This window comes from Leptolyngbya sp. FACHB-711, from assembly GCF_014695615.1.
Lineage (GTDB): Bacteria > Cyanobacteriota > Cyanobacteriia > Elainellales > Elainellaceae > Leptolyngbya_A.
Genome location: NZ_JACJOR010000085.1, coordinates 1 through 25472, shown reverse-complemented (window position 1 = coordinate 25472; position 25472 = coordinate 1). Strand labels below are relative to the sequence as shown.

Annotated in this window: 21 protein-coding genes; 12 read left to right on the top strand and 9 right to left on the bottom strand. The window is 51.2% G+C overall.

The window, feature by feature from the left end; translation table 11 throughout:
* The first annotated feature begins 270 nt into the window (after positions 1–270).
* Positions 271–450 (top strand): 30S ribosomal protein S21, encoded by a 180-nt coding sequence (gene rpsU / locus H6F80_RS02510; protein ID WP_190504446.1) that lies wholly within the window; start codon positions 271–273, stop codon positions 448–450.
* A 201-nt stretch (positions 451–651) separates the two neighbouring features.
* Here rpsU and H6F80_RS02505 read toward each other — a convergent pair whose 3' ends face one another.
* On the bottom strand, positions 652–1197 hold the full coding sequence (locus tag H6F80_RS02505; protein WP_190790035.1) for an FHA domain-containing protein: 546 nt from the start codon (positions 1195–1197) through the stop codon (positions 652–654).
* Between the two features lie 854 nt (positions 1198–2051).
* On the opposite strand from H6F80_RS02505, the gene H6F80_RS02500 reads away from it, so the two are divergent.
* The 3 genes from H6F80_RS02500 (at position 2052) to murI (ending at position 5940) form a co-directional block, all read left to right on the top strand.
* Complete coding sequence (locus H6F80_RS02500; RefSeq protein WP_190790034.1) at positions 2052–2864, top strand: carbon-nitrogen hydrolase family protein; 813 nt, start codon at positions 2052–2054, stop codon at positions 2862–2864.
* A 537-nt stretch (positions 2865–3401) separates the two neighbouring features.
* A complete protein-coding gene (locus H6F80_RS02495; protein ID WP_190790044.1) occupies positions 3402–4826 on the top strand; it encodes a cation:proton antiporter in 1425 nt (474 codons plus the stop codon).
* Between the two features lie 238 nt (positions 4827–5064).
* The gene (murI, locus tag H6F80_RS02490; RefSeq protein ID WP_190790033.1) at positions 5065–5940 is read left to right on the top strand and encodes a glutamate racemase; all 876 of its coding nucleotides are present in this window, start codon (positions 5065–5067) and stop codon (positions 5938–5940) included.
* Between the two features lie 874 nt (positions 5941–6814).
* On the opposite strand, the gene H6F80_RS02485 is transcribed toward murI, so the two are convergent.
* Positions 6815–7045 carry a hypothetical protein gene (locus tag H6F80_RS02485; protein ID WP_190790032.1) on the bottom strand — a complete coding sequence of 77 codons (231 nt, stop codon included), beginning with the start codon at positions 7043–7045 and terminating at the stop codon, positions 6815–6817.
* 169 nt (positions 7046–7214) lie between these two features.
* Here H6F80_RS02485 and H6F80_RS02480 point away from each other — a divergent pair, with 169 nt between their 5' ends.
* Positions 7215–7421 carry a hypothetical protein gene (locus H6F80_RS02480; RefSeq protein WP_190790031.1) on the top strand — a complete coding sequence of 69 codons (207 nt, stop codon included), beginning with the start codon at positions 7215–7217 and terminating at the stop codon, positions 7419–7421.
* A 122-nt stretch (positions 7422–7543) separates the two neighbouring features.
* Positions 7544–9742 (top strand): phosphoketolase family protein, encoded by a 2199-nt coding sequence (locus H6F80_RS02475; protein WP_190790030.1) that lies wholly within the window; start codon positions 7544–7546, stop codon positions 9740–9742.
* A 57-nt stretch (positions 9743–9799) separates the two neighbouring features.
* Here the strand turns inward: H6F80_RS02475 and mreD are convergent, their stop codons facing one another.
* Genes mreD through H6F80_RS02460 form a run of 3 tightly spaced genes read right to left on the bottom strand, consistent with a single transcriptional unit; the run spans position 9800 to position 12261 of the window.
* A complete protein-coding gene (gene mreD / locus H6F80_RS02470; protein WP_190790029.1) occupies positions 9800–10375 on the bottom strand; it encodes a rod shape-determining protein MreD in 576 nt (191 codons plus the stop codon).
* Positions 10372–11217, bottom strand: coding sequence for a rod shape-determining protein MreC (mreC, locus tag H6F80_RS02465; RefSeq protein ID WP_190790028.1), 846 nt, complete (start codon positions 11215–11217; stop codon positions 10372–10374). The genes mreD and mreC overlap by 4 nt, the downstream gene beginning before the upstream one ends.
* Positions 11218–12261, bottom strand: a complete 1044-nt coding sequence (locus tag H6F80_RS02460) for a rod shape-determining protein (RefSeq protein ID WP_347277815.1) — start codon at positions 12259–12261, stop codon at positions 11218–11220. It abuts the gene before it with no gap.
* Between the two features lie 747 nt (positions 12262–13008).
* On the opposite strand from H6F80_RS02460, the gene H6F80_RS02455 reads away from it, so the two are divergent.
* Positions 13009–13374 (top strand): single-stranded DNA-binding protein, encoded by a 366-nt coding sequence (locus H6F80_RS02455; RefSeq protein WP_190790026.1) that lies wholly within the window; start codon positions 13009–13011, stop codon positions 13372–13374.
* A 29-nt stretch (positions 13375–13403) separates the two neighbouring features.
* Here H6F80_RS02455 and H6F80_RS02450 read toward each other — a convergent pair whose 3' ends face one another.
* Together H6F80_RS02450 and H6F80_RS02445 are read right to left on the bottom strand one after the other, a co-directional pair.
* The gene (locus tag H6F80_RS02450; RefSeq protein ID WP_190790025.1) at positions 13404–13859 is read right to left on the bottom strand and encodes a DUF3531 family protein; all 456 of its coding nucleotides are present in this window, start codon (positions 13857–13859) and stop codon (positions 13404–13406) included.
* Positions 13860–14185: 326 nt separating this feature from the next.
* Positions 14186–15388: a quinone-dependent dihydroorotate dehydrogenase gene (locus tag H6F80_RS02445; protein WP_277879011.1), complete on the bottom strand. Its 1203-nt coding sequence runs from the start codon at positions 15386–15388 to the stop codon at positions 14186–14188.
* Between the two features lie 235 nt (positions 15389–15623).
* Between H6F80_RS02445 and H6F80_RS02440 the strand changes: the two genes are divergently transcribed.
* Positions 15624–18458: a GAF domain-containing protein gene (locus H6F80_RS02440; RefSeq protein WP_190790024.1), complete on the top strand. Its 2835-nt coding sequence runs from the start codon at positions 15624–15626 to the stop codon at positions 18456–18458.
* Between the two features lie 28 nt (positions 18459–18486).
* On the opposite strand, the gene H6F80_RS02435 is transcribed toward H6F80_RS02440, so the two are convergent.
* A complete protein-coding gene (locus tag H6F80_RS02435; protein ID WP_190790023.1) occupies positions 18487–19179 on the bottom strand; it encodes a sugar transferase in 693 nt (230 codons plus the stop codon).
* 1142 nt (positions 19180–20321) lie between these two features.
* Here H6F80_RS02435 and H6F80_RS02430 point away from each other — a divergent pair.
* From H6F80_RS02430 to H6F80_RS02415, 4 genes are all read left to right on the top strand, one after another.
* Positions 20322–20768 (top strand): hypothetical protein, encoded by a 447-nt coding sequence (locus H6F80_RS02430; RefSeq protein ID WP_190790022.1) that lies wholly within the window; start codon positions 20322–20324, stop codon positions 20766–20768.
* Positions 20769–20813: 45 nt separating this feature from the next.
* Positions 20814–21527 carry a calcium-binding protein gene (locus H6F80_RS02425; RefSeq protein WP_190790021.1) on the top strand — a complete coding sequence of 238 codons (714 nt, stop codon included), beginning with the start codon at positions 20814–20816 and terminating at the stop codon, positions 21525–21527.
* Positions 21528–21719: 192 nt separating this feature from the next.
* Positions 21720–23246 (top strand): family 10 glycosylhydrolase, encoded by a 1527-nt coding sequence (locus H6F80_RS02420; RefSeq protein ID WP_190790020.1) that lies wholly within the window; start codon positions 21720–21722, stop codon positions 23244–23246.
* 78 nt (positions 23247–23324) lie between these two features.
* Positions 23325–24209 carry an HpsJ family protein gene (locus H6F80_RS02415; protein WP_190790019.1) on the top strand — a complete coding sequence of 295 codons (885 nt, stop codon included), beginning with the start codon at positions 23325–23327 and terminating at the stop codon, positions 24207–24209.
* A 5-nt stretch (positions 24210–24214) separates the two neighbouring features.
* On the opposite strand, the gene H6F80_RS02410 is transcribed toward H6F80_RS02415, so the two are convergent.
* Positions 24215–25472, bottom strand: a 1258-nt coding sequence (locus H6F80_RS02410; protein WP_190790018.1) for a RelA/SpoT family protein, incomplete at its 5' end; no start/stop codon positions are given.

Sequence of the window (25472 nt, the reverse complement as noted above, 5' to 3'; positions counted from 1 at the left end):
CACCCTCTATACTTTTCCAAACAAACCAGGGTAAAATAACTGGTCTGGCATCTGATACGCCTTAACGCTGTTAGTTGCCGAAGCTATTCAGACTTTTTAAAATGTCTAGCAGCGATCGCAGCAGTCGTCGTTCGATTGGCACGGACTGATTTCACAGGTTTTATTCTGTCAGTCTTGATTGCTCCAGTCCTACTTGATCATGACTCGATCGCCCCAACCTTAATTCTCTTGATTGACCTCATTCACATCTTAGAAAAGGAGCAGCAAGCAATGACCCAAGTGGTCTTAGGAGAAAACGAAGGAATTGAATCAGCGCTGCGTCGGTTCAAGCGACAGGTTTCCAAGGCGGGCATTCTGGCAGATGTCAAGAGCCATCGTCATTTTGAGACTCCGCTCGAAAAGCGCAAGCGTAAAGCAGTCATGGCTCGTCGCAAGCGTCGCTTCCGCTAAAGTCTGCGGCTCTGAGATGTTATCGTGTTTGCCAAACTGGCTTGACAAAGCATCATTAATCATTCATCACTAATCATCATTGATGGTGAAACAGTAGACGGTGAGACAGTAATAGCAGGATGAGGGCACATCTGCTGTGCCCTTGTTTTGTATCTTGCGGGATGTACAAGTGGTTTGTGCGATCGATCGCTTCAGCACGACTCAATAGCAGGTCGTTTCATCGATCGCCGCGAGCTGCCTCACCTGCGAAACCAGGAAGAACTCTAGCTTGAGTCCTCCCAACTGCAACAAATCACCGTCCTGAAGCGAACAGCGTTCTGAGGGAACCAGTCGCCGATGATTAACCCGTGTACCGTTGCTGCTGCTTAAATCAGCAATATAGAACCCGTAGGTTGTCTGATACCCAATCACCGCATGGCAGCGAGAAACGAGCCGATTGACGATCGTAATCGCGCAGGCAGGACTACGACCCACAAGCCAGGTTGAAGGCTGGGGGGTGATTTCGGTGGCTTGAACGGTTGCTGCATTCGTCATCAGAAAGTGTGTATTGCCAACAGCAACTGCCTGGATATAGTAGGGCGTTCGCTGACAGCGATCAGAGGCAGCCAGAGCAGGCTGAATCAGCCGCGTCACCTCATCAAGATCATAGTTACAGTTCATCAGGAGTGCATCGAGCAAAAGCGGATGCTGCTGAAGAAAGTGAAGCGGGCTAGAAGAAGAAGCCGTAGAAGGGGGCAGGTTTGACATCATGCTCAAAATCTGTACAACCGTGGGTTAGAGCCATTGCTCCTGGCGCAGATCGCACATTCCTGATGGCAGCCGGTTTCAGTCTGCTTCCTGATTCACCCTGTTCTACTCAAGGGATAACAGAGAAACAGAGCTTGTCGTGGGTTCAAAGCAGCGTAGTGAACTATCCGGCTGATGCAAGCGGGACGTTCACGCAACCTAATTTCACGCAGCATTTAATAATGCGAAATTACAAGCTGTGGAATTACAACAACCTGACTGAGGTGCAGACTTAGACTGCAAATGAAGAAAAAATCTAGAAGTAGACCTGCACCCGAACAAACGAAGGCTGAACTTGCTTAATGACTGACTGGTTTAATGACGGGTTTACAGTACACCCTTGTTAGCTACCAAATCTTGGGAGAATTACGAGCAGGATAAACACGATAAAACCAAACACCGTCAGGACAAGTCCAGTTAAGATGCATCCTTAACCCTGACTTAACTGGATATTGACAAGATTAAATCTGATCGAATCAGTTTCGCAAGTTGCTCCCTACAAGAATTTACTGGGGCTTCACGCAGGGTTCACTAGGATTACAGAGGCTATAAATCCCTTGAAATAAACCTTTCAGAATTGTTTTGCCCAGCGGCATTCCCCGTCAATTCTTTGTGAAGCAATGGGTAGTCTAGCGGGTATGTTAGAAGAACAATTCGCCGGAGTTTAGACCAGCAGCGATACTCCGAAGTATCCGCACATCTATCCAACGTTTGAAATCATTACAACAGCCGTCGATCGGTTCCTTAAACCCATTAAACTGAGGATATCCGGGCGATCCCCACCCAACTGTCATCGTTACGAGTGGTTTTTTCCTATGAAGTCTTATCTTGCTGCGGCAGTGCAAATGAACAGTCAGCCAGACGTCGAAAAAAATCTGGCACAGGCAGAAGATTTAATCGATCTGGCAGTGCGGCAAGGCGCAGAACTGATTTGTTTGCCTGAAAATTTCTCGTTTTTGGGAGATGAGCAAGTCAAGATTGACCAGGCTGAGACGATCGCCCAGCGCAGCGAAAAATTCCTGAAAACGATGGCACAACGCTATCAAATCACACTCCTGGGAGGTGGCTTTCCGGTTCCCAGCGAAACAGGGAAGGTTTACAATACCGCTTTGCTGGTAGGTAGCAGTGGCGAAGAGCTGTCCCGCTACGAGAAGGTGCATCTGTTTGATGTCAACCTGCCCGACGGCAATACCTATCAGGAATCCAATACTGTGCTTGCCGGAATGCGACTGCCGCCCGTTTACCCTTCTAAGGAACTGGGGCATCTAGGACTGTCAGTTTGCTATGATGTCCGCTTTCCCGAACTGTATCGCCATCTTTCACAAATGGGAGCAGAGGTGCTGTTTGTTCCGGCAGCATTCACAGCTTACACCGGAAAAGACCACTGGCAAGTACTGCTTCAGGCAAGGGCGATCGAAAACACCTGCTATGTAATCGCGCCTGCTCAAACGGGCAAACACAATGCAATGCGGCAGTCCCACGGGCACGCTGTCATTATCGATCCTTGGGGCATCATTCTGTCTGATGCGGGCGATCAGCCGGGAATTGCCCTGGCGGTGATCGAGCCTACTCGCCTAGAACAGGTGCGGCGACAAATGCCTGCTCTCAATCATCGAGTGTTTGTGTAAAAAAGTCATTTGTCATCTGTGATCAGCTTACTCATGAAGGTAGGCGTAATTAACCGGAGGATATTTGGCGTTGCTGATTCGACGGATGAATTCTGTAAGGGTGGTTGCAAGCCGCCTCTAGCGCAGAACTCCCTATTCGAGAATCCTATTTCCATTTAGCAATGTTATTAGGTTTAGCAAAGCCGTAACGGATCAATTTCCAGAAGCTCTAATGAAGCTCCAATAATGATGCGTTACGCTGCGCCAATCCATTTCACGAAGATGATGTTTAATCCCACGGACCTACTTAGCTCATCGCTGGTTCAACCCTTTGCAGCTCATAGCGATGCGAAGTGCAGCTTTCACAGATGACTATCATCTGGCTCATCATTAGTCCCGAACAATTAGTTCCAAACCAGTTAGTCCCAAACAACCGGTGACCCTTCACAAATGACAGTTATTCATACAGCTATTCATATTTCTTGATATCCATCCCTCCGCTGTTTTGCATTATATGAAGAACCATGTACAGTAGACTGGATGAGTTCTGCCAACGGCATGGTTGATTACGCGGCTTGGGCGATTTCTGACCTTTCAAGGCTTTCGGTTCCCGTTCTGGCAACGGCAGCGGAAGCAGAAAATTCACCCCTGGTTTTAGCAGGCGTGTTGCTGAGCCTGGTTGTGATTTATTTTGCATCTAAGCTAATTGGCGAAGTTTGCGCCCGGCTCAATCTTCCTCCAGTTCTCGGAGAGCTGGTTGGTGGCGTGGTCGTTGGCATCTCAGCATTTAATTTGCTAGTCTTTCCGCAGGCAGGCGACCAAACTTGGAACTCGCTGCTGCTTGATTTTCTGCAAGCGACAGCCGGGCTAACCCCTGACCAAACGCCTGCTGTCGCCTCTGGAATTAGCGAAGTGATCTCGGTGCTGTCTGAGTTGGGGGTGATCATTTTGCTGTTTGAGATTGGGCTAGAATCCAATCTTAAAGAACTGATCAAAGTCGGTCCGCAGGCTGCCGCGGTTGCCGTCGTTGGGGTAGCGGTTCCGTTTGCGATCGGCACTGCCGGGTTGAGCCTACTCTTTGGGGTTCCTGCCGTTCCTGCTGTCTTTGCGGGGGCTGCGCTCACAGCAACCAGTATTGGCATTACTGCAAAAGTGCTTGCCGAAATCCAGCAGCTTAGTACCAGAGAAGGTCAGATTATTATTGGTGCAGCCGTGCTAGATGATGTGCTGGGCATTATTGTGCTGGCGGTAGTGGCAAGTCTGGCAAAAACGGGTGAAATCCAGATTGGCAATGTTATTTATCTCATCGTAGGAGCCTGCGTTTTTTTGGTTGGCGCGATTTTTCTCGGACGCTTGCTCAGCCCTTACTTTGTTGCGCTGACCAACAAGATCCAGACGCGAGGCAAGCTGATTCTGCCTGCGTTTGCCTTTGCCTTAGTGTTGGCTTATGTGGGCGCAGCGATTCAGCTAGAAGCAATTTTAGGATCTTTTGCCGCCGGACTAATTCTGGCAGAAACCGAGAAACAGCACGAGATTAACGAACAAGTAATTCCGATCGCCGATATCTTTGTGCCAATCTTTTTTGTTGTGGTGGGCGCAAGAACCGATGTTAGTGTGCTGAATCCCTTCGATCCGGGCAATCGAGAAGGGCTCATCATTGCCGCGTTTCTGGTTGTGGTTGCCATTATTGGCAAATTGGTGACGGGGCTGGCAGTATTCGGTCAACCGGGAATTAATCGGCTGGCGATCGGCATTGGGATGATTCCACGGGGGGAAGTGGGACTGGTGTTTGCTGGCGTAGGATCTGCTACGGGTGTTCTTTCAGAATCACTCAATGCTGCCATTATTGTAATGGTGATTCTCACGACCTTTGTAGCTCCGCCGCTGCTGCGATCCGCCTTTCAAATGCCATCTGCTGCTCCAGAGAGTGAAAAGGCAATCGCACAAGCAGCCAACCAAGAGTCAATTCAAGATCCTCGCTAGCGGTCAGCTCAAAACGCTATGGGTGGATAAGGTTACGTTTTGTCTCTATTCCATTGCTACGGATAGCGTCTATTATATAAACCGTCTTAACTTCCTCACACCGATCTGCTAACGCTGATGACCTTTAATCTCCTCTTGTTTCCGAGTCTCCTGGATGAAACTTTCGATTACAAACTCCGTTCAGACTAATCAGACTGAGCCAGTGCTTGCTCAGGGTTCCTCGATACCATTCCACCCTATGACATCTCTGCAATCCTCCGTCCAGCCTGTTCCTCACTCAAGCGATCGGCAACGTGCCCGGATAGGGGTCTTCGATAGCGGCGTAGGAGGTTTAACCGTTTTACGAGAGCTATATCGCCAGTTGCCCAACGAGTCAATCCTTTATTTTGGCGACACGGCTCGGCTACCCTATGGCACTCGCACTCAAGCTGAGATCCTGCAATTCGTCCGGGAGATCATGCTCTGGATGCAGCAGCAAGGCGTCAAGATGGTGATTATGGCTTGCAACACCAGTTCTGCTCTCGTGCTGGAGCAAGTGCAAGCTGAATTTAATATCCCGATTTTGGGTGTCATTTTGCCGGGAGCCAGAGCAGCTGTTCAGCGTGGGCGGCGGATTGGGGTGATCTCAACTCCGGCAACCGCAGCAAGTAATGCTTATCGACGGGCTATTCAGGAAATTAATCCCGATGTCGAAGTCTGGCAGCAGGGTTGTCCCGAATTTGTGCCGCTGATCGAGCAGAATCGGATTCATGACCCCTATACTCGTCAGGTTGCCAAGGCATACCTCGCGCCCCTGGTAGAGCAGCAGATCGATACGCTGGTGTATGGCTGCACCCATTACCCGCACCTTGCACCCGTGTTGAAATCGATCCTGCCCCGCTCGATTCAGCTCATTGATCCGGCAGCTCATTTGGTGAGAGCGGCGGCAAAAGAACTTGAAATGCTGGGTCTGCGAAGTACGCGCACGGCAATGCCCACTCAATTTTGTGTAAGCGGCTGTGCCGACAGCTTTGCTGCGCTCTCAGTTCAGTGGTTGGGCTGTATGCCGATCGTGCAGCACATTGACATTGCATCCCTGGCAAAGCAGCTCATGTCGCTTGAAATGGCAGATTAAGTAAAAGCCAGAAAGCACAGCCAGAAAGAGTTCAAGCTGACATCAGGGCCAGGGATAAAAAGGGTGGGGTATAAAAGTGATCTTAGCGGGAACGCTGAATCTATATCCCGCCTGCACCCATCCCTAGCTCTAGACAGTGATCTGCATTGACCTATGCACGCGATCGCTGTGCCAGCCGCAGCAGCAAATAGACTGCGAGTAGATACCCTGTCGCTAGAACCGGAATAATGATGGGGATAGAATCGTAATTCATAAGGCGGGTAATGTAAGAATTAAGAATGCAAAAATAAGCTGGAGTGCTACCACTCACAGGCGATCGCTGAGATAAACAGCCGATAGAATATACTGCTCATACAACTTGCACAAGCAGACTGAAACCAATAGGAACCCAGCGCTCAACTGACACTGAATCTAGCTCAATGCACTCTCTAAGCACGAGTCTCGGAGGGCATAGCCCATCTTTGGGAGAACCCAAATACTAAATTCAGCTAACAAAAACCCTGACCTTCCTGATCTCTAAAAGAAATCAGCAGGCAAGCTTTCAGAGGGTACATCAGCGAAGCGAAACAGAGCCAACCTTAGCAGTTGATTCGGCCGAACTATTGAATGAATTTTGAAATTCTTCTCTATCAGACTAACATAGGATTTCTGAGTTGAAAGCCTGGTTTCAAGGCTGATCTTTCACATTTTTATTAAGTTTTATAGAGAAAATCTGGCCGTAAATCTACGGGTAGCATTTCTCGTAATGTAGACTGAGTTTGTGGGAAAAAGCAGCTCGCGATCGTCCAGAAAAAGCGGCTAGAGACAAATCAATTCGTAACTCAATCAGCAACGCGAAGAGTGGCGCTTGATGAGCGACCATTGCCTCTAGAGCCTATAAGATACTTAGCCACATTAAATGGGCATCAATATCAGGGTTTTGTGCGGTAATCGTGATGTTCAGGGTTTCGTCAGTCACGGTCGATCGATAAGCCCCATAGCATTTCCAGTGACCAATGGAGAGTTGACCGACATTGCTTTCCAGAACCTGGTCTGCCAGAGCTACGGTAAAGCAGTGCCAATCGGACTGATAATTTTCCATACCTTTGGTCGATCGTTTAGTCACCCGTTCACTTAACCGAATGCTGCAAATCGTGGAGCAGACTAATCGTTCCCCCCAATGAATTCTTATCGCTCATCCAGCCAATTACTATTTTTTCTTATTCCATCAGGCGATAGGATCTTAAGGGTGACCGTAATCCTGCGGCAGAAACAGCAACTGTGAGCAGTATGTCTTGCTGCATCATGGCGGCCTGTTTGATGAATCGCGCGATCGATCGGCTGCACGACCCAAAGACGTTGAATCCAAAACGCCAGTCCTAATATCACCCTACTGTAGAACAGAGTCCACGGGTCACCGGACGATCGCACGTTTGGAAAACCCTTATGATTTGGCGAATGGCTTAGCCGATCGCTGGGCACGTTTTCCGGCAATGGTTTAAAGTTGAATGCCACATTGTTTAACCGCAGCATTGATCTTGTCGCTCAGCCTTAATGAGCGAATCACGACGAGCTGATATCTTTGTAAACGTCTCGCTTCCTGGTTTGAGAGGTATTTGAATTCATGGCTGCTGTAACCCAAGTGCCTGCTTTTTGTGACGGAATCCAATACTTCGGCGATTCGCTGCCGGGGTTTGACACCTATGGTAAAACGCCTGTCATTGCCGAGGGCAGTTTATCGATCGCTGATCCCACTGATCCGGCAGCAGTGTATCAGACGCTGCTCTATGCAGATGCTCTGCGCTATCTGACGCTGCAAGTTACGGGCAGCAAGGCATCGGGACATCCGGGCGGGTTTGCCAGCCAGGCAGAAGCTTATGCCGCGCTGGTGATGCTGGGACACAAGAATATCCTGACGGAAGTGGGGCATCATGCACCCGGATTTTACAGCGCGATGTTCCTCGATCGATCGCTGGAGGCAATGGGCATTGGCACGGTGCAGCAGTTGCGCGATCGGTTCCGCGAAAAGCATGGGCTATTAGGACACCTTTCCGGCTACATTCCAGGCATTCTAGCTCCAGCGGGTCCCCTCGGACAGGGACAGCACTTTGCCATGGCAGCCGCACTGCTCCACCGGAAGACGCTGTTTCCCTTTACGCTGGGCGATGGCGGGATGGGTGAGCCGTATCCGATGAGCAGCATAGCGCACTTCCACACCGCGTATCCGAGCGTAACCAACTTCCTGCCTGTGCTGGTGTGGAACGGCTATTCGCAGGAACATCACAGCATGGTGTCGCTACAAAGTAACGAAGGCATGATCGCCTACTGGCATGGAAATGGGTTTGAAGAAGTCGTTCTTGTAGACGCAAAAGATTTTGACGACCAAAACCAGTCTGGCACGTTTATAGACAGCACGGCTTTCTCGTGGGAGCAGCGGCTTGCTTTTGCCAAGTCTGTTTTGTATGGGGTGAACGAAGCGGCGCGATCGGCTCTAGGCGGAAAGCTCACCGTGTTTATCATCAAGCAGCTTAAAGGGGCAGGTGTTCATGCGCGAGGCGCAAAATCCCACAACCTTTATGCTCATCACACGCTCGACAACCCGGATATCGTGGCTGGGCTCAAAGCCCGTGCTCTGCCTGCTGCCGCCTGGGAACTGGTGAGAACCAACTGTGAGCGATCGGCGGGTGGACCTGCTAGCCAAGTGGCGGTGACAGAATCGGTTCTGCCCCTGCCCACTCTGGGGCAACTGCCGCTTGAAGAATACGAAGTCGGCGGCGAAAAGAAAGTGGCAACAACGACAATGGGTCGGCTTGTGGCAAAGGTCGGGGAGATCGATCGCCAGTATCTTGTCACCAACGCAGACGGCAACGAAGCTTCTGGAATTGCTAATATCAACCAGGCGTTGAAGATTATCCACCCAACGACTGACCCGCTCTATAATCAGCAGCCCGACGGTCAGGTCTACGAACCTCTGAGCGAAGATGCCTGTGCAGGATTGGCGGCAGCATTGGCACTGATGGGCGCACGAACGCTCTGGTGTTCCTACGAATCGTTTGCAATCAACGGCTTACCAATCTGGCAAACGGTAACTCAGGCAATGGCAGAACTGCGCCGCCCCACGCCGTCCACAATGACCCTCTTTACCGCAGGCGCACTAGAGCAGGGACGCAATGGCTGGACACACCAACGCCCCGAAATCGAGGCCTATTTTGCGGCAATGATGCGAAATGGTAATGTCTTCCCGTTGTTTCCGCCGGATGCCAACAGTATCCAGGTTTGCTACGACTGGGGCTTGACCACGCAAAATAAAGGGATTGTGATTACCGCTAGTAAGTCGCCGCTGCCGATTTACACCACGCTAGAGCAAACTCGTCAGGGCTTGCAGGAAGGCGCGATCGTCCTCCAAGAAAGCAGTGGATCTAAAACGATCGTCTTTGCCGTGATTGGCGACATGATTTTGCTGCCCGTCTTTGAAGCGGCGATTCAGCTTGAACAGCAGGGCTACGGAGTGCGAATCGTTTCCGTCGTCAGTCCACGTCGGCTTTATCGCCCCTCAGATGTGTCCTGGGAGACCTGCTCGGAGCCGGACGGTCAGTTTCTCGACGAGACTGGATTCGATCGCTTCTTTGGCGGCGATGTTCTTCTGGGTGTGACAGGCGGAGCCAGTGGAATGCTGGAACCTATGATGCTTCGTAGTACTGCTAAACGGGACACGATCGTTTGGAAGCGCGGCGAAACGACTGCAACTGCCAGCGAGCTGATGGCATTTAATGGCATCACTCCAGAAGGATTAGCGAAGCGAGCGATCGAGTTAGCGCAGTAAAAGAGCAGGTTAATAAGTGGGTAGGTAAGTAATGCCTACCCTAAAGGTTACCGGACGTTAGCTTGAGGACTGCTCAAATCTCTGCATCCATTCCCACCAGCGATTCAAAGGATAGTAAATTGCGGGTGCCCACAAACTGCTGAGAATGGCAGAGCTAAGCGCAATTCGCTGATGATAAGTCCAGATTTCGGACAGCGATCGATGGGGAAGATCCGACTGAGTAATACCTATCCAGGTAAATTGCAGAGCGGTAACGGTTTCAGCAACGACTGCCATACCAAAGACAATCAGGGCGATTGAAATAAACTCTTCCTGAACGTAGCGTTGCTTTTGCAGGCGGGCGGTCAGAAACCCGACGATCGCCAGACTCAACGCATGGGTTGGTTCTGGAGCAGTCATTGCATCTTGAAGCATTCCCAACAGCAGCCCCGCCAGTGCGCCTTGAAAAGCCGTTCGCTTTACGCTCCAGGCAACAACCCAGATCAGCAACCAGTTTGGACCCACCGACAGCAGTTCCATACCGGGCAGACGGGTGGGTAAAATCAGCAGACAAATCAGCACCGAAATTATCGTGATAGCCCAACTCAACCCCTGACGTGCGTAGGGATGCCATCGCAAAATATCAGGAGTCAAAAGCCTTGCCCCCCCGCCTCAGCATTCGCCAATTCTGCCTTAACGGATGCACGATCGCTTTCCCCCCTGCTTTGTAGCTCAGGCGGTGCATTGTTTGACTCTGACTTAGGATTGGGCGACAGCGTGACCCATTCCAAATGGCTTACAGGCGCAGACAGCGCGACAACCGCTTCTGGAGCAGGGCTTTTGTTGAGATTTACTGATTCAACTACCCCCAGCGGCAATCCGGGCGGAAAAAGCTGGCTGTAAGCAGACGTTGCCACTACATCGCCCGGACGCACATCGGGCACTTTGTCAAAAAATTCCATTACGACCCGGTTGGCAGACTGCCCGCGCACATAGCCCATACTGCGCGATCGGCTCACTACCACCCCCACCTGACTCGTTGGATCACTAATTAGCAGGACGCGGCTAGTATTGGGGGTCACCTGCACCACGCGCCCAATCACGCCACCCTCGCCCGAAACAACGGCACCCGCTGCTACCCCGTCACGACCGCCTCGTCCAACAATAATTTGCTGCCACCAATGGTCAGCACTGCGCCCAATGACCGGAGCAACAATTCCCGCACCATTGCGCTTTTGCACATAGCCCAGCAGCTCTTGCAACTGCTGATTTTGGCTCTGGAGTTCAATAATTTTTTGCTGTAGCTCCCTGGCGCGGGCATCTGCAATTGGATCCGCCGGAGCTGCCTGAGGAGCAAACGGTAACGACAGACCGCGATAAAGTTCAAATAGCAGTGAACCCTGGGTTTGACGAATTACCCAAACTCCCCCAACCGCCAGTAGCAGGATGCCTACTCTGACTCCGTTTTTGTCCCACCAGCGACGAATTGCGTACATTTAGAAATTGCGTGAACGACCGCTAAAGACGCGCTCTAGCTGCTTAAAGTTTTCCAAAACGCGCCCGGTTCCTAACACCACACAGCTCAGGGGATCTGCCGCAACGTGAACGACAATTCCCGTCTCGTGGCTGATCAGGGTATCGAGTCCACGCAGCAGTGCTCCACCGCCTGCCAACATAATGCCGCGATCGATAATGTCGGCTGCTAATTCGGGAGGGGTGCGCTCCAGCGTCCGCTTGACTGCCTCAATGATGACCGACAAAGGCTCAGCCATTGATTCGCGGATTTCTGGTCCCTTCACCGTCACTGTTCGGGGCAAGCCCGACAGCAAATGCAGACCGCGCACTTCCATCAAAGAATCATCATCGTCATCCATTGGGTAGGCAGAACCGATCATGATTTTAATTTCCTCGGCAGTCCGTTCCCCGATTACCAGGTTATGCACCTTTTTCATGTACTGGGTAATCGAGTCGCTGAGTTCATCTCCCGCCACCCGAACAGATTCGCTCAGCACCGTGCCCTGCAAGCTGAGCACCGCAACCTCGGTCGTACCGCCGCCAATGTCGATAATCATGTTTCCGGTCGGTTCTTGCACAGGCAGTCCTGCCCCAATCGCCGCCGCCACGGGTTCATCAATCAGATAAACGTCTCTTGCGCCAGCCTGGGAAGCCGCTTCCATGACTGCTCGTCGTTCAACGCCTGTCACGCCGCTGGGAATGCCAATCACAATGCGGGGCGAAACCAAGGTGCGACCTTCGTGAACCCGACGAATGAAGTGTTTGAGCATCAGCTCAGCCGTGTCAAAGTCGGCGATTACCCCATCGCGTAGCGGGCGGAGGGCAATCACGTTTCCAGGCGTACGTCCCAACATTTTCTTGGCATCTTCACCGACTGCCAGCGGCAGCTTTTGCTCCGAGTCGATCGCGACTACCGAAGGCTCTTGCAGAACAATGCCCTTACCAGAGACATAGACAAGCGTGTTGGCAGTACCGAGGTCGATACCCATATCACGCGAGAATGAGAAGCGATTGAAGAAACCCACTAATTCTCTAAGCTCCCAAGTTTAGTGCAGAGGCTTTGGTCTGGGTTGACGGTCTGACCAAATTACATGGAGGATTCTATTACGTTTTGATTACAGAGTCTAGTCAATCATCTTTGATGACGATCGCATTTCTAGCTCGTTCCCAAAAAGGTAGATTCTGCAAATGGTTCTGGAAGCGAGTTAGATCAGTACTCTTTAGACTAATACTCTAAGGATACGCGAGCGAGAAATTAATTTTAGATCGCTTTTGCGGGCGAACGATCGTCACTAATTATTATTGTTGAGATAAATACTGTTTGAGCGATGCCTGTATTACCTACCCCTACAGTGAAAGCTTGCTAAAAAGGCAGTTCAATCTTGTGTTCCTCCTACCGCTGCACTAGCCAAGCCCTGTTCCCAGGAGCTGTTTTTGATCTTGCCTATACCCGCCCCAAGGGAGTACAATTAGTACAGAGATACTAAAAGCCAAAGTCATACCGCCCTGAGCTGTGCCGTTTTGATTCATATTCATACTAAATTTGGTTCTAGCAAGTACCACTTTCAGTGAGTGCTTTTAGTCAGCACAGTCTGTAGTCGCTAGACTAGGTTGAATCCGTTGCTCAGAAGTTGGTCTAAAACTTGATTCGGTTCAAACCTGATCGATTGCGATCGACATGGGCAAAACCAGCACGAGACCAGCATAAGACCCGCACGACAACGGCTAGAAATACTGCTGAGAATATTGCTAAGAGTTAAAGAGAGGGCAAGATGAGCTTAAACACCGTAACGCTGGTAGGACGGGCAGGGCGCGACCCCGAAGTGAAGTACTTTGAGTCGGGCAGCGTTGTTTGTCGGTTCACGCTGGCAGTCAAACGACTGAGCCGCAATAGCGATGAGCCAGATTGGTTTGAGATTGAGATTTGGGGCAAGCCTGCTGAGACGGCTGCCAACTATGTTCGCAAAGGCAGCCTGATTGGTGTTTCTGGTTCACTAAAGTTTGACTACTGGCAAGACCGTAGCACTGGAGCCGATCGCTCGAAGCCCATCGTCCGCGTCGATCGGCTAGAGCTGCTTGGCTCTAAGCGGGAGAACGAAGCCGGAGAAGGAGGAAGCTACTCCGACGACGAATTCTAAATTTCCTTGAATTGATTAGATTGATTTGTCTAGGCGTCAGTATCCTCGACAAAGGAGGGTCTGCGATTGCCGGGAATTTGCCAATCCTCGTTTTCACCGCCAATGAGGAGTCGCTTAATCACGACATAATCTTTGCTGAGCTGCCCCAGCGCATTGATCAAAACGTCGAGCGCAAGGGCATCGCTTGTGCCGAGGTCAAACCAGCAACGTCCCCAGGTTCCCTCGTACTCGACTTCGCTCATGTTGTGCATAAGTGCCATAAAGCTTGTATCCGCAGCCTCTGGGTCATAGGTCAGATAGCTAATATCGCTGCCTGCCTCTTGTACCTGGAGGTTTTCGGCATTGAAGCCGCCCAACTTGCCCAGCAAAAACCAGGAGTTGAACACTTCCTCAACGTATTGCTGCTCCATTAGGGAAGGAACGGACTCAAACTCCAGCCAGAGCCAGAGATCAAAGAAATTGCATTCGCGGAATTCAACCTGCATAACGAAAAAAGTAGAAGGGTAGAAATATCGAGTTAAAAATGGCTTGATAAAGTTGCAGAGATCCTGCACTGCCCCCGCTGTTTTCCTGTCTGGGTTCCAACTTAGGGGAATTTTAAACTCTGAGCAGGCTTGGCTCCCTCCAGAATGAGAGGACTGGGCATCTCTTAAAAATTGTTGCAGCTTCTAACCCCTCAATCCCAGGAAACTTCTGATTCACTCAAAGTTCTTCGTTGGGGAATTTAGGGGGCGTAGCGGACTCTGTATCTCACTGATCTGCGATCGCAAAACATGGTCTAGGCGAGCGGTTCGACCGAGAATCATAACGGTTAAACATTCTCTGACATCGAGAACGAAACAGAAGAATGAACAGATTGACCCTCAGCCGCAACGCCGATCGCCTCTTTCAGTGAAGCAATGCCTTCAGTTTGCAGTTTTTCAGCCAGCCCTGTCAAAATTCGCTTTACCATCCACGGTCCCTCATACACCCAGCCTGTGTAAACCTGCACCAGACTCGCCCCTGCCGTAATTTTTTCCCAGGCATCCGCTGCACTGAACACGCCACCCACCCCGATAATAGGCAGGCTGCCCTGGGTTTGACGATAGATAAATCGGATGATTTCGGTCGATCGATCGCGCACAGGTTTACCGCTAATGCCGCCTGCCTCATCGGTTAGCAGTTTTCCGGTTGCGCTCAGGCGTTCGGTTTGAAGCTGATCCCGACGGATGGTGGTATTGGTGGCAATGATTCCCGCTAATTGATGCTGCTGTGCCAGAGCCAGCACGGACTCGATCGCTTCCCATTCCAGATCAGGCGCGATCTTGATCAGCAAAGGTTTTTGAGATTGGTTTTCAGCTTGCAGTGCAGACAGAATGGGCTCGAGCTGCTCCGTTGCCTGAAGCGATCGAAGTCCGGGGGTGTTAGGCGAAGAGACATTGATCACGAAATAGTCTCCCTGGTTTTGCAGGAGGCGAAAACTTGCCCCATAGTCAGCCGCCGCTTCTTCCAGTGGGGTCACTTGTGATTTACCCAGGTTGATCCCCAACGGGATCGAGGAGCACCGAGCCGCACTCTGTCTTGATTGCAGCCGTTCTGCTAGAGCCGCCGCCCCCTGATTGTTGAAGCCCATGCGGTTGAGAATTGCTTGATCGTGCGGTAGCCGAAACAGGCGCGGCTGCGAATTTCCCGGCTGAGGATGACCGGTGACGGTTCCCAGTTCCGCAAAGCCAAACCCCAGCTCTGACCAGATACCGGATGCAACTCCGTCTTTGTCGAAGCCTGCTGCTAGACCGATCGGGTTCGCAAAATTTAGCCCCCACAGCGTTTGTTGAAGCATTGCATTCTCAAAACAGCAGGTTTGGCGCAAAAAATGCCGCAGTCGAGGCTGGACAAAACCACGATCGCGATCGAGCCACTGCAATAAATCAATTGCCCGATGGTGAAGCTGCTCTGGATCGCCGATCATTCCTGAAAACAGGAGCGGTCGCAGCAAGGCTTGATAAAGGTCTGGATGAAAGTCTGAAGCGTTCAAGCGTGTATGTTGTGAGAGTGGGGAAATGAAACAGGTGTCTCTTTCTCCAGATTACTCGTCAACCTGACCATTGCACCGAATTCGATCGCCAGATTGCAAAGCCAATTTTTAGGGAACTCTAGCGATTGTGGGAAGTGTTCAATGGATTTGCCCATTGGTTATTCTACTTCCCGGTGGAATTTGTACTGAGCCAGGTTAATTATGCGCCGCCTGCATCGACCGGAGTTAGGAAGTAATGGGGTTGCCGAAAGAGCCATCAAGCTATGAAAAACAGCTCGTTGCCCTGGGACGAACGCTGCAAGCACTACGTGAGGAAAAAACGATCGATGGCTTGGTCAAAATTGGGTTGGACTACTTTCAGGCAGAGTTTGATTACGGTCTAGTCTGGATCGGGTTGTACGACCGGGCGGAGCAGCAGCTGATTGGAAAGGGAGGCAGCCTACCTAAAGGAGATTCATTGCTGCTAAAGCAGAAAGTGAGCCTGAATCCGGGCGACTTGCTCGAACAGGTCATTATGCAGCAGCGACCGATCGCCGTTCCCGATCTGCGAGAAGAATCCAGGGCAGGCGGGTGGCGTACCGTTGCTCAAAAAATGGGGATTCAAGGAACCGCAATTTTTCCAATTCGGCATCAGGGGCAATGTTTTGGTGTGGTGATGCTGGGGGCACTGCTGTGGGGCACATCTCCGCACATCGAAGAAAAAGCCCGCTTAAGCATGGTGCTCGGCGGATTCGCAGAAGCCCTGTTTCAAATTGAAACCGAGGCACAGCGGCAGCAAACCAAGCGCCCCGATGAACCGCTCTTGCTGCTGCTTTCAAAGCTGGGATTGCTGCCTACCCTGGCCAAGCGACTCGAGGCGATCGTGGCTGAAACCCATCGCTTTATCGTGCCCGATTCTCTCAAGGGTGGATCTGCTTCATACCGAACCAATATTTACTGGTACGAGCGGGAACACCGCTATTTCTGGCGACGCACAGGCAACCGGGCAATTTCTCCAGGCGAAGCCGAAACTAAAATTTTGGTGCAGGACATCGGCAGCCTCTACCAGACGCTCACTGCTGACCAGCTCGTATGTATTGGCGAGGCAAACAGTTCCTTTAAAGCTGATACAACCGGACGACTGATGCAGCAGCTCCAGACTCGATCGCTGATTGCGGCTCCAATCTTGTTTCAGGGAGAACTACGCGGTTTTCTGGCGATCGAAGGCACAGAGGCAAGAATCTGGTCCGAGGAAGACAAGAGCTTTATGCGGGGGGCGGCGCAGCTCATTGCCCTGACCGCTCCGCTTGAAGAAATGGAAGTCGCGATCCAGCAGGTGAAACAGGATCAAATATTGACGGCTGAAGTTTCCCGCGCCCTGTACAGCGAAGATGACTGGCGCAACAGTCTAAAACGCTGCGCTGAGCAGGTATGCCAACGGCTTAACGTAGAACGATTTTTGGTCTTGCTGTACAACGGGGATCAGGAGCAGTTTGACATTTGTTTTCAGCATCAGCCGAAAAACCGTCGTCCGCTGGTTGCTCCGCTGGTTCCACTAAATCCGGTTGATTGGCAAATGCTAGAACGCTCGACCGAAGCGATCGGCATTGAAAATTTGGAAGACGACCTGAAGCTGATGACCTGGCGAAAACCATTTCTCGATTTGGAGGTTCGATCGCTCCTGATCTGTAGTAGCGCGATCGGAAAGCCAATCGAAGGGCTATTAGTAGTGGCTCATGAAGCGCCCCGAAGCTGGAGCCGTGCCGATCGGGAATTGCTCCGCGTCGTCAGTCAGCAAATCGGGCTACTGCTACATCAGTTTCAGCTTCAGCATCAGACCGAGCAGCTTCAGAAAAACGTTCAGGTGGTGCAGTGGGGCTTGACCACTATGCAGCAGGCAACCGAACTGGACGTTCTAGAGCAGTCAGCGATGCAGAACATTGCTCAGTTGCTCCAGGCTCCGCTCACGGCACTCATTAGCTGGCAGCCCGGACGCACTGTCGCTCAGATCTCTACCGCAGTTGTTGCTAAGCCGGGGTTCAGAGTTGCTACCGAGCTGCTGATCCCCATCTATACCGATATGCTGGTTCAGACTGCCCTCCAGGCCGACGGGCTCCTGCCCCTGACGATCGAAGAAGTCACGCCCGAAACCCGCCATTGGCTCAACGGCCCAGAAATCGGTCAACTGCTGGTGCTGACGCTGCGAACGGCTCCTGATCACGAACCTACAGCGATCGTCTTGATTGGCAGAGAGAAAACTTCCCCTAATTTGGCAGGAAGCCAGCTGGCCGCCCTGGGAACCCTGATGACTCAGTTTGCCTGGTGTCGCCGTTACCTGATCCTGACCCAAACCCTGGTGAATCAGCGTCAGCGGCTTTCCCAAATTAACTGGTACAAAATGCGGCGGCTAGACGAGGTTTATCGCATCTTAAATATTGCCCTGCGGCGGCTCAACGAATTAGGCAACCAGAAGGATGCTACTGCCTCAATGCGATATCAGCAAACCTTGCGCCATCTTGGAAATACACTAACCTCGCTCACACCCGTTCTGAAACATGAACGCTGGCAGCTCCATCAAGAATATGAGTCGATCCCGCTGGCAAGCCTACTCAAACGATCGCTAGAGCGAGTTGATGTGATTATTAAACAGCGTCAGCTCTGGTCACAGGTTCACAACGAAGCGAGTTTGAGCATCGGCGGCGATATCCCAAAAATCGAGTTTGTGCTTTATGAAATGCTAAGTGCTGCCTGTCACCGATCGCCCCTGGGTGGACGGCTCGATATTTGGTGTCGTCAGGTGGAAGATCGCTGGCTCGAACTGTCGATTACCGATCATGGCGTGGTCGAACAGCGATTGCTCCAAGAACTCGATGCAGGCAGAATGGCAGATTTGCTAGCTCCCTCGACACTCGATCAGCCACCCGGACTACACCTCTACGTTTGCCAGACTTTAATGCAGCAGCTCGGTGGCGAGTGTAAGCTGTATCGCCTGGAAGACGATCGAATTCTCAGCCGCCTGATGATTCCCGTTGCCGCTGGCATTTCTACAACCCAGATTAACCGGGGCGACGGAATGAGCACATTTTTCTGAGCAGTCATCCCGCTCCAGGCCGGTCTACTCAATACGCTCCTTCTTTCTTAAAGACGGCCTGGATGGTTTTGAAGATCAGCTTAACATCATAGAGGAAAGACCATTTTTGCTGATAGGCAATGTCCATCTCCACAATTTCTTCAAAGTTTTCGACCTGAGAGCGACCGTTTGCCTGCCACTCGCCCGTAATTCCCGGCTTCACCAGCAATCGCTGAAAGTGGTGTGGTTCATACTTCATCACCTCGTCAACGGTAGGGGGTCGAGTTCCAACGAGGCTCATCTCGCCCTTCAGTACGTTCCAGAACTGAGGAAATTCGTCCAGACTAGTGCGCCGAATAAATCGCCCAACTCGCGTAACGCGGGGATCATTGCGGTTTTTAAAGATATTGCCTTTGGCTTCGTTGTTGACCAAATGCTTCAGGCGATCGGCTCCCACCACCATTGAGCGGAATTTCCAGATCCGAAACGGACGACCGTGTAGCCCACAACGCACCTGGCTATAAAAGATTGGGCCAGGGCTATCAATCTGCATTGCCACGACCAGCGGGATGAGAACAGCCCCGGTAATTCCTAATCCCACCAGCGCACCCAGAATGTCCAGACAACGCTTTGCAATGCTATCCACGGAGGGATGAACCCCTTGCGGATTCAGCAAATCGCAGGCATCAGCAAGCATTAACTGCTCGTGGGAAAGATCTTTGAAAGCGTCAGATAAAACCATGACTGTTCGTTTGTACGTCTTGCAGTGAACGACTGCGAACTAGTTAATAATACTGAGAAATATACAAGGAGAAGAACGGGACTAACCAGTGATTTCACTGGAAGTTCTCTGAAACTTTGGAGATTGGACTTGAATTTGAAGTTCTGGTTTAGAGCGGAGGCAATCGAGTGACACCCAGGCAATAGGGTAACTGTGTTCGATTTAATGCCAGCCGCTTTGTAACTTTGTCATCTAATGTCGTCTAACCTTGGGCATAACCAGTTCTGCCTCTGTTCTGCGATCGGCTTTACCCATAGCGATTTGCCCAGCCTAGCTCCGATTTAGCTCATTTAACCGATGTTTTCGATGTCTTCGTTGTTCCAGTTCTTTTATTCCAGTTCCTTTGGCTCCTTATCTTGGCTTTTTGCCTGAAATAGTCAAGTATTGCTGTCCCATTGTCTAAGATTTCAGTAGCAAGCATCACCTGCCAAGAGACAGTTTTACAGAAATTCTATTGTGAGCTACTTTAGATAGGGCTTTTATTAAGTTAGGTATAAATTTAACTAAGTATAAATTTAGCAAGCGTAGCTATCAATAAAGTTAGTTTGTTTTAGTGAAATTAGCTGAAATAACGTAATCTATGAATGAATAAATCGTCTCATCAGCCTCAACATTGATTGATGCCGACTTTACTCGAATACAAAAATAATTTTCAAACTATCTCTTTTGAAGTAGAAACAGCTCCTAAATTTTTCCAGAGAAACTTCCCTAGAGAGCCACTGATAGAATCGGCAATGCTAGCGGATCAATAAACTTTGCTTCGTCATTCTCTTCAGTGATGTCTTCTGGAAAGTTCTGCATTAAACCCCAGCGCAGTAAACGCTAAGCAAGACTGCTGCTGCATAAGATTGTCTCTGGTCATATTTCTAGTTAATCTCCTTGCTGGGTGCTGTCAATTCTGGCGGCAGCAAAAGTGGCGGGTTCTTAACGTAGGACTTCTGCAAAAAGCGATCGCCCCACAGAGCAGTCAGGCAAGTTGAATTCGGCCAGTTTTAATAACTTATTTTTACAGCTTTATTTCGTGGATCAAACAACTTTTATGATTAAAGCAAATGTTAATTTTGTCTTATTTTGTTTGCTATTAACTTACTCAAAATACTCCAATGAAAAACCAAATTATTGATAAAAAATTAAATAATATTTCTGACCGCGATTCAAATCTTGTCAATCGGATTGCCTCCTACGAATTACTAGAAAATGACATGTTGTTTAAGTTTATTTATGATCCCAGGCTAGTCTTTCTCGTAGACAATGATGTTTTTAATCAAGCAGAGAATCGCGCAGAGCGTAGTTCTTCTTGGAAGGGCAGTGAGCGCAAAGATGTTTTAATTAGCGGTGAAGGAGATAATCACCTGAATGGTGATCCCAGCCAAAATTTTCTGATCGGTGGTGAGGGAAACGATCGGTTGAGTGGTGGCGACGGTCATGATTTTCTGCTGGGCGAAAATGGCAATGATGTCCTTGGGGATTATATGGAAGCGAGCATCGGCATCCTTGGGCAGGACGCAGGCGACGATTTCATGGATGGGGAAATGGCAACAATCGTCTGAGCGGAGGCAACGGTACAGATTGGCTCTTTGGCGGGCAGGGTAACGATGTGCTGGGCTGGTACTACCAAATACAGCCCCTATCGAGTTGGGTTGGATGCAGGCGATGATTTTTATTTTGGCGGCAGCGGCAACGACCAACTGCTCGACAGCGAGGGCAATGATGAACTGCGAGGCGGCAACGGCGATGATTTTGTTGGCAATTTATTTCAATTGCGGATGAGCTTTGAGGCGATCGGCAATGGCCGCATGTATGGTAATGCTGGGAATGATCAAATCTTTGGCGGACCCGGAGACGACTTGCTTTCGGGTGGGACAGGTGATGATCGGATCGGCATTCGCGAAATTATGCCTCCTTACTTCAGTGTCGAAGCAGGCAACGATGAAATTACTGCCGGAGCAGGCAACGATGTTGTGCAGGGGGGTACGGGAGACGACCGCATTCAAGGCGACGCCGGAAACGACCAGCTTTATAGCAGCGATATGCTGACGGGAGGCAATCCCGATTGTCCTTTTCCAGGAATGGAGGAAGTCGATGAACTGATCGGAGATCAAAGCCCCAACTTCAGTCCTTTGATCAACCAGAGAGCCGATCGCTTCGTTCTAGGCAATTCCAACCAAGTGTTTTATAACGATCGACAGGCAAACAGTGACGGAATCGCGGACTATGCCCTGATTAGAGACTTCAGCTTCGCCCAAAATGATGTCATCCAGCTTAAAGGCAGGGCAGCAGACTATTCGACCCCACCCCAATCGCTTTAGGAAGGGCAATTTTTCTAACCGCAGGGCAAATCCAGCCTGGGCTTATCGCGATCGTGCAGGGGGACAACATTACCAGATTCGAACGAGGATTTGTGTTTGTTTAGAGAATAGGGCAAGGCAGCAGCAGGCGTCGCAGATCTGAGTTAAGCTTTGCCTGTTTGTTGATATCGCCTTGTTGAACGTATCTGTCCCATGCACCATTTCCCTGCTTTCACCCGATTACGATTCCCCTATCGGAAAGGGAGCCGCTTCGCCTCGCGCCAATTGCCTTTGTTCCTGATCGCCTGCCTTACCGGAGTCGGACTCCAGCCCTTCGGCGGAATCGCTGCTCAGGCGCAGAGCGATCCCTACTGTCAGCTCACCCCAACGGAGATTGGCGAAACCACGCAGCTTCATCAAGCAGGACTGCGGGGCGACAAAGCCGCAGAGCAAGCCTACCAGAATCGGATTCAGCAGCACGCGGAGCAGCTCATTCGCTGTCGCAGTCAAAGCTGGCTCAAAACTCAGGCAATCTGGCTGCGGCTCTATCCCTGTGATGCGATGAACGGCGTTCTGGAGGAAGTGCTCGACCGCATTGTCGCTCGCGGCTACAACAAGGTTTACGTCGAGGTGTTTTATGACGGTCAGGTGCTGCTGCCTGCGGCACAGAATCGTACAGTTTGGAATTCGGTGATTCGCACCCCCGGCTATGAAAATCGAGATTTGCTAGCAGAGGCGATCGTCAAAGGGCGGCAGCGCGGGCTAAAAGTGTATGCCTGGATGTTTACACTCAATTTCGGCTATCGATACACGCAGCGTCCTCAGGCACAGCAGGTTCTTGCCCTCAACGGGCGTGGTGAAACGAGCATTATGCAGCGAGCTGCCAATGCGATCGGGTCATCCAGCTCCAACGAAGCCTTTATCGATCCCTACAGTCCAGAGGCAAAGCAAGAATACGCCGCTTTGCTTCAAGCAGTGCTGCAACGTCGTCCCGATGGGGTGCTGTTTGACTATGTTCGTTACCCCAGAGGATCGGGTGCTGCCTCGGTGGCGAGTCGCGTTCAGGATTTGTGGATTTATGGACCCGCTGCCCAAACTGCTCTTCTGCAACGTGCCCAGAACCGAAAAGGGCAGGAATTGATTCGTCGCTTTCTAGCGCAAGGTTCTGTTACCACAGGCGATTTGAATGCAGTCAATTCCCTTTATCCCCAGGAACCGATTCCCCTCTGGCAGGGTCGCACTTCGGCTCAGGCAACACCGATCGCCAGTCTACAGTCTGAGCTTTGGCGGCTGAGTGTTGCCCATGCGATGCAGGGTGTGCTGGACTTCTTGACGGCGGCAATTCAGCCTGTGCAGCAGCGGCAAATCCCCGCCGGAGCTGTTTTCTTCCCGGACGGCAATCAAACGGTGGGCACACAGGGCTACGACTCGCGCCTGCAACCCTGGGATCGCTTTCCCAATTCGATCGAATGGCACCCCATGTCCTACGCAACCTGCGGCACAGTGGACTGTATCGTGCAGCAAGTTCAGCGGGTGCTGTCATCCGCCCCATCGGAAGCCAGAATTCAGCCTGCACTGGCGGGAACCTGGGGACAGTCGATTAACGGTCGTCCTTCTTTAGAAGCGCAAATGCAGGCAATCCGTGCTGCCACACCCCAAATTAACGAAATCAGCCATTTTGCTTTTTCCTGGCAGGAACCCCAGTACGATCGCGATCGAAAATTTTGTCAGTTGCGCTAATCTAATCCCCAATCGCCTGGTGACTCTAAGCTGCTTCCGGGAACGTTAAAGGATGCTTATCCATCCACCAAACCCCCTATGAAAGCTGCTTTATCCCCTTTATCTCCTCCTGCCTATGCTGCGCTGATCTTGAAACTGGTGGGAGGACTAATGGTGATTGGGTCGATCGTTGATTGCCTGATCCTGGTCGTTCCGCCCAATTTTCTCGATCAGGTGTGGCTGACAATGCTGATTCGAGACTGGGTTTTGCGCGGCACAATTCCACTTATAGGATTTGCCCTGCTGCTGCTCGGCGCGTGGATTGATGTTTCGGCGGGCGGTATGCCTTCCGGTCGTCCTGCTGGCAAAAAAAAGAAGCCTGCCAAGCCGCGATGGTTCTCTGGGGTCGTTTTTCTTTCCTGCTGCTATAGTGTGCTGTTTGCGCTACTGGCTCCTCTCTATTTCAACAGCAGTCGAATTGCCAGTGCTGCCACTACCCGCCAGCTTAACGAACAGGCAAAACAGGCAGAACAGGAGTTGAGCGATCGCCTGAGCGAAAGACGAGAGCAGATTAATCTTTTGCTGTCTGACGCTGCTCGACGGCGGGAAATTCAGGCACAGCTTGAAGATACCGATAACGCAGATAACCCCTTACAGAGCCAGTTGTTGCCAGGACAGCAAACCGAACTCCAGCAGCTCCTCGAGCTTACCGAGCGCGTGCAGGACAAGCCCCAATTGCTAGAGCAAGAGCTAGCCAAGGCAAAACAGACCGGAATTGAACAAATCAAAACCCAGCAGCAGCAGGAGCGCGATCGCATCACAACAGAAACCCGCAAGCTGCGAATTCATACGATTTTGACTGCACTGACGCTGGCAAGCGGCTATGGGGTCATTGCTTGGACGGGTATGGGCGCGCCTCAGAAGAATCAGAAGAAGCGGCAGGCAAGATCGCGAGTGCAGCCCAAGCCTAAACCAGGAAGTTGAGCAGGCTACTCAGCAACCTCGCTAATTCGGCGCAGTTTGATCACATCGCTCATTTTGCGAATTTGGGTGAAGGTTCGCTCTAGCTGCGAGTGATCCACAATATCAATTCCCAGATTAATCTTCGCAGTTTGTCCGGGAATCGTTTTCACCTGGGCACTGCGAACGTTGATGCGGTAGTCGCTGAGGCGGGAGAGAATGTCCTTCAGCACACCCACGCGATCGATCACGTCAATCTCAATCTCGACCGGATAAGTTTGCGGACGGGCATGGTGATCGTCTATTGGGTTCCAGCTTACCGGAATCAAGCGATCGCCCGGAACCGATTCGGTATTGCTACAGCCCTGACGGTGAATCGAAATGCCGCGACTGCCCAGTGTCACCACACCGATAATGGGTTCGCCCGGAACGGGGTTACAGCACTTAGCAAGCGAGTGCAGCAATCCTTCGACTCCAGCGATCGGCGATTCTTTGCCACGTGGCTGAGCAGGGGCACTGGTTGAATTGGACGGCAGCAGCAGGGTTTTGACTTCTTCGGTGGGGGCAGCGGGGGCGATCGGCTGGGTGGCTTTGATTGCCTCACGCAAACGGTTCAGAACTAGATTCAGCGTGACTTCTCCGTAGCCTAGAGCCGCTAGCAAATCTTCTGCGGATTGGTAATTACAGCGTTCTGCTGCTGCTTGCATCGGGCTGGACTTGAGCAGAGCTTCAAAGCCGCGCTTGCCCATTTCTTTCTCCAGCATTTCGCGTCCGCGCTGAAGGTTTTCGTCGCGGTGCGATCGCTTATACCACTGAAGAATGCGGTTACGTGCCCCCGGCGTGACGACAAAGTTGAGCCAGTCGAGGCTGGGGTGGGAGTTTTTCTGGGTGATGATCTCTACGATGTCGCCGTTTTTCAGAACAGTATCCAGCGTTACCATTCGCTCGTTCACCTTTGCCCCCGCACAGTGATTGCCCACTTCGGTATGAATTCGGTAGGCAAAATCCACAGGCGTTGCGCCCTGCCCCAGCGCGACCACGTCTCCGCTCGGCGTAAACACATAAACATCGTCCGCAAACAAATTATCTTTGACGCTTTCCAGGTATTCCTGGGCATCTTTTAGATCGTTTTGCCAGTCGAGCAACTGCCGCAGCCAGGTGAATTTCTCGTCGTCAGTTGAAAGGCGCGTGTGGCTATTGCCAGATTCCTTGTATTTCCAGTGGGCGGCAATTCCGTACTCGGCAACGTGATGCATTTCCAGCGTGCGAATCTGAACTTCGATCGGT

Bases quoted from the DNA above. Each gene is read 5' to 3' on its own strand.
- H6F80_RS02430 (WP_190790022.1), top strand. From the start codon at position 20,322: ATGAAAAACCAAATTATTGATAAAAAATTAAATAATATTTCTGACCGC.
- H6F80_RS02475 (WP_190790030.1), top strand. From the start codon at position 7,544: ATGGCTGCTGTAACCCAAGTGCCTGCTTTTTGTGACGGAATCCAATAC.
- H6F80_RS02425 (WP_190790021.1), top strand. From the start codon at position 20,814: ATGTGCTGGGCTGGTACTACCAAATACAGCCCCTATCGAGTTGGGTTG.
- mreC (WP_190790028.1), bottom strand. From the start codon at position 11,217: ATGTACGCAATTCGTCGCTGGTGGGACAAAAACGGAGTCAGAGTAGGC.
- H6F80_RS02450 (WP_190790025.1), bottom strand. From the start codon at position 13,859: ATGCAGGTTGAATTCCGCGAATGCAATTTCTTTGATCTCTGGCTCTGG.
- H6F80_RS02500 (WP_190790034.1), top strand. From the start codon at position 2,052: ATGAAGTCTTATCTTGCTGCGGCAGTGCAAATGAACAGTCAGCCAGAC.
- H6F80_RS02495 (WP_190790044.1), top strand. From the start codon at position 3,402: ATGGTTGATTACGCGGCTTGGGCGATTTCTGACCTTTCAAGGCTTTCG.
- rpsU (WP_190504446.1), top strand. From the start codon at position 271: ATGACCCAAGTGGTCTTAGGAGAAAACGAAGGAATTGAATCAGCGCTG.
- H6F80_RS02440 (WP_190790024.1), top strand. From the start codon at position 15,624: ATGGGGTTGCCGAAAGAGCCATCAAGCTATGAAAAACAGCTCGTTGCC.
- H6F80_RS02435 (WP_190790023.1), bottom strand. From the start codon at position 19,179: ATGGTTTTATCTGACGCTTTCAAAGATCTTTCCCACGAGCAGTTAATG.
- H6F80_RS02415 (WP_190790019.1), top strand. From the start codon at position 23,325: ATGAAAGCTGCTTTATCCCCTTTATCTCCTCCTGCCTATGCTGCGCTG.
- H6F80_RS02455 (WP_190790026.1), top strand. From the start codon at position 13,009: ATGAGCTTAAACACCGTAACGCTGGTAGGACGGGCAGGGCGCGACCCC.
- murI (WP_190790033.1), top strand. From the start codon at position 5,065: ATGACATCTCTGCAATCCTCCGTCCAGCCTGTTCCTCACTCAAGCGAT.
- H6F80_RS02420 (WP_190790020.1), top strand. From the start codon at position 21,720: ATGCACCATTTCCCTGCTTTCACCCGATTACGATTCCCCTATCGGAAA.
- H6F80_RS02505 (WP_190790035.1), bottom strand. From the start codon at position 1,197: ATGTCAAACCTGCCCCCTTCTACGGCTTCTTCTTCTAGCCCGCTTCAC.